This is a genomic window from Thalassotalea sp. G20_0, from assembly GCF_017744175.1.
In the GTDB taxonomy this organism is placed as follows: domain Bacteria; phylum Pseudomonadota; class Gammaproteobacteria; order Pseudomonadales; family Endozoicomonadaceae; genus Endozoicomonas.
In genome coordinates, this window is record NZ_JAGHQV010000129.1 from 1 (window position 1) to 3,164 (window position 3,164).

General features: G+C 47.3%; 5 protein-coding genes and 2 pseudogenes. 3 read left to right on the forward strand and 4 right to left on the reverse strand.

The annotated features are described in order from the left end of the window. Window positions 1-196: hypothetical protein (locus J7438_RS24845; RefSeq protein WP_209278734.1), on the reverse strand; the 196-nt coding region annotated here is incomplete at its 3' end. 29 nt (window positions 197-225) lie between these two features. On the opposite strand from J7438_RS24845, the pseudogene J7438_RS28530 reads away from it, so the two are divergent. Beyond that, window positions 226-312, forward strand: a pseudogene (locus tag J7438_RS28530) (group II intron maturase-specific domain-containing protein); the annotation flags it as partial. Next, on the forward strand, window positions 297-545 hold the full coding sequence (locus tag J7438_RS28045) for a hypothetical protein (RefSeq protein ID WP_286196918.1): 249 nt from the start codon (window positions 297-299) through the stop codon (window positions 543-545). The pseudogene J7438_RS28530 and the gene J7438_RS28045, both read left to right, overlap by 16 nt. Before the next feature lie 20 nt (window positions 546-565). On the opposite strand, the gene J7438_RS28050 is transcribed toward J7438_RS28045, so the two are convergent. Beyond that, window positions 566-889 carry a hypothetical protein gene (locus J7438_RS28050; RefSeq protein ID WP_286196920.1) on the reverse strand — a complete coding sequence of 108 codons (324 nt, stop codon included), beginning with the start codon at window positions 887-889 and terminating at the stop codon, window positions 566-568. A 337-nt stretch (window positions 890-1,226) separates the two neighbouring features. Between J7438_RS28050 and J7438_RS24855 the strand changes: the two genes are divergently transcribed. After that, window positions 1,227-2,087 carry a hypothetical protein gene (locus tag J7438_RS24855; RefSeq protein WP_209278735.1) on the forward strand — a complete coding sequence of 287 codons (861 nt, stop codon included), beginning with the start codon at window positions 1,227-1,229 and terminating at the stop codon, window positions 2,085-2,087. 31 nt (window positions 2,088-2,118) lie between these two features. Here J7438_RS24855 and J7438_RS24860 read toward each other — a convergent pair whose 3' ends face one another. Both J7438_RS24860 and J7438_RS24865 read right to left on the reverse strand, forming a co-directional pair. After that, complete coding sequence (locus J7438_RS24860; RefSeq protein ID WP_209278736.1) at window positions 2,119-2,508, reverse strand: hypothetical protein; 390 nt, start codon at window positions 2,506-2,508, stop codon at window positions 2,119-2,121. Beyond that, a pseudogene (locus J7438_RS24865) lies at window positions 2,508-3,164 on the reverse strand (hypothetical protein); the annotation flags it as partial. The pseudogene J7438_RS24865 and the gene J7438_RS24860, both read right to left, overlap by 1 nt.

Here is a 3,164-nt window from a genome sequence, read left to right on the forward strand (position 1 = left end):
CCTGGCCGCTGAACTTTTCAGAGCTGTGGCCATAGAGGCGGGCACGTTCCAGACGCAGGTATTCTTCCAGGATGGCAATGCGTTTTTTCTGTTCTTCTATGACGATGGACTTTTTCTGGATAATGTCATCTTTCTCAAGAAGGGCATTGTCTTTTTCAAGAATGACACCGTCGATGGTCTGGATGGTCTCAAACAAGGCCTCTGATTAATATTCTGAACCCCATTATTGGAGGTTGGAGTAACTACTATCGGCATGGTAACAGCAAGCGGACATTCAGTTATGTCGATCACCGGATATGGAAATTAACATGGTGCTGGGCAAAGCGCCGACACCCGAACAAATCGAAACACTGGGTAAAATATCGGTACTTTCCCGGTCAGGACTGGATGTTCAGGAACGACAGTTTGCATCTATACCGGCACAAGCACACTCCAATAACCCGACATATCAAGGTTCGAGGGGCTTCAAGTCCGCACAATCCGGGCCTGCTGGATTATTGGGAACAGCGACGTCGGCGAAGACAGCTGAAAGAATCCTTCTATAAACAACGACGAGAGGCGCTATTCAGGCAGCAGAACAGTTGCGCGGTGTGTGGAGCACCCTTTCAACATGGTGATCCATTGCACGACAAGCAAGCTGTATATAAAACGCTTGATAGTCCACCTCAATATCGTCAATTGGTGCATCAATGGTGTCGAATGGCACAGGGTGCAAATAGTGAATGCCCTTAAGGCTTGAGCCGTATGCGGTGAAAGTCGCAAGTACGGTTCTTAGGGGGCTGGGTGACAGTAATGTCACCCGGCTACCCGACTCATCTACTCGGATTCTTGATCTAATCGTCTCACACTTCCACTCCGAGAGTTTCACATCATCATGATTAATAGTCATATCAAATCCTTATGCTTTTTTTGATGTAAATAGTGAATGGGTTGTGTCAGGAAGGAACTTGTGTAACGTAGCGGGAGTCTTAAGCTGTGATTCAATAACTTGATGAATTTATGAATTAATGACTGATCCAGATTTTAACTTACAAGGTTCTTATTCGAATGTTCTAACTGCATATGACGCTGCTATGCCCTGCGGTAAGTCACTTTCCAAGGGCTGTACACAAAAAAACGCTATAGCATTCGGTCAGAAAGTGGAACACACGGTCCCAATCAATAACACCTCAATACCCGATGAGGATAGATTCCAAAACCGATTCGATGATTCAAGAATTAAACAAATGTCAATCACTATTCTTGATTCTAAAGAGATCTGCCTGGATGAGCCCTTTGAATTATCCGTAAGACCAGAAACATTTCAAAAAGCCGATAGTGGCACTGCATCAGAAATAAAAATTGTGCGAGTTTGGAGTATGGCTGGTGAAGACGGCTCTCACTCTGTTGATAACAGCCATCAGTATCCTAACGTGATGGAGCAAATCAGTCCGATAATTCAAGCTGATAACCTGGGTAGTAAGTCTGTTTCAAACCCATCTAAAAAAACAACTGACAACAAAGCCTCACGATTGGAGCGCCGAAGGAAGTACCAAAGGGAGCTTCGCAAAGATCCTGCTTTCGCAGAGCGCGAAAGGCGGTACCACAGGGAGTACAAAAGGGAGCGTCGCAAAGATCCTGCTTTCGCAGAGCGCGAAAGGGAGTACCAAAGGGAGTACCAAAGGGAGCGTCGCAAAGATCCCGCTTTCGCAGAGCGCAAAAGGGAGTACCAAAGGGAGCGTCGCAAAGATCCCGCTTTTGCAGAGCGCGAAAGGGAGTACCATAGGGAGTACCAAAGGGAGCGTCGCAAAGATCCTTCTTTCGCAAAGTACCGAAGGGAGTACCAAAGGGAGCGTTGCAAAGATCCCGTCTTCGCACAGGGGCAAAGAATCTATATGAGTGCTTACAACAGAATCAAAAAACAAACCGCCAACAAGGAAGAAGCTTCAAAGCAAGCGAAAATCGCAAGAGAGCAGTATCTCCAGTCAATCCATTCAGCTGGAAACTCCGGTGAATTAACACTGACTTCTAATTCAGATGAAACAAACCAGAGTCCCAGTAAAAATTCAGATGGCACTCTCCCTGCCAATTTTCAGTGTTCAAGCTGAAGGAATATTTACCGTCCCGATTGAGCCTGTCTCAACCTGAGTGAACAGACAGCAATCTAAGAGTAAGAAGGTATTGGTCACTGTCCTCTGGATAAGCAAATGGTAAAACCTGCTTTGCCTCTACGGGAGCGCCGTTAGACCGATCAAAGATAACGGAGAACTGCCGACTATCTGGAAGCTTTAGAGTCATCGTTTTATTGGCAGCTTTGGAGAGAGCAAACAAGCTCTTGACCGTCAGCCGGGAAACCCAACCAGCCTCACCATTGCCAGAGAGTATGATTGGCCTGCCGTGGCTTAGTTGACCTTCTTGAATTAGAAAAGCCCCGGTCAGGCTACGCTCTGTGGTTTGCTCGACGGGGTTCCATTCAAATTCATTAATCCAGAGCAGATCGTCTGGGAGGGTTATGGTATCCAGTTGCATCAGACCGTCCTCATGCCTGCGTTTTTCAGGGCTTCCAGCAGTTTGGTTTCATCCGTTGAATCAATGCCGACATTGACCGCACCATCGGGATATTCGAGCCGGATAATTCTTTGCGGAGCCGGTTGTGTGGTTCGAGTGATTGGTGCTGACGCACTCCCCTGGCTCTCCTGGAGGGCTTTTGCTCTTTCATTATTAGCCTGCCGCAGTCGCTCGTTGTAAATCTGCTCACTGATTCGCAGAGCTGAGTTGATATTCCTGATCGCCTCCTGATCCCCGTTGGCAATGGCCTCGGCCTGCTGCGCCTTCAGATCATCACGCTGATTTTGATAACGCCGTTGCTCAATATCCGATTGTCTGCCCTGCAATTCATCCAGTTCATCTTGCAGGCTGTTCAGGGTATTGCGGGAACTGTCGCCTAAGCTGGCCATGTTTTGTTTGGCTGAAACAATGGCGTTATTGAGCCGGTCTAAATCCGTTTGATTGAGCAGGTTCATGGTTTGTGCGGCATCTTCCGCCTCATGGACAAAATTTCTGGCATTGATCTCGCCCTGTTCATAGCTTTCAAACAGCTGTTCAAGGGCAATTCTTTGCTCTAAAAATTGTTTTTTCACATAAGCGGCAGCGGTTGATGTTTGATTGAGCCAGCGACCAATGCC

What these genes read in the sequence shown, in the direction of transcription:
- J7438_RS28045 (WP_286196918.1), top strand. Translation starts at nt 297, where the DNA reads ATGGAAATTAACATGGTGCTGGGCAAAGCGCCGACACCCGAACAAATC.
- J7438_RS28050 (WP_286196920.1), bottom strand. Translation starts at nt 889, where the DNA reads ATGACTATTAATCATGATGATGTGAAACTCTCGGAGTGGAAGTGTGAG.
- J7438_RS24855 (WP_209278735.1), top strand. Translation starts at nt 1,227, where the DNA reads ATGTCAATCACTATTCTTGATTCTAAAGAGATCTGCCTGGATGAGCCC.
- J7438_RS24860 (WP_209278736.1), bottom strand. Translation starts at nt 2,508, where the DNA reads ATGCAACTGGATACCATAACCCTCCCAGACGATCTGCTCTGGATTAAT.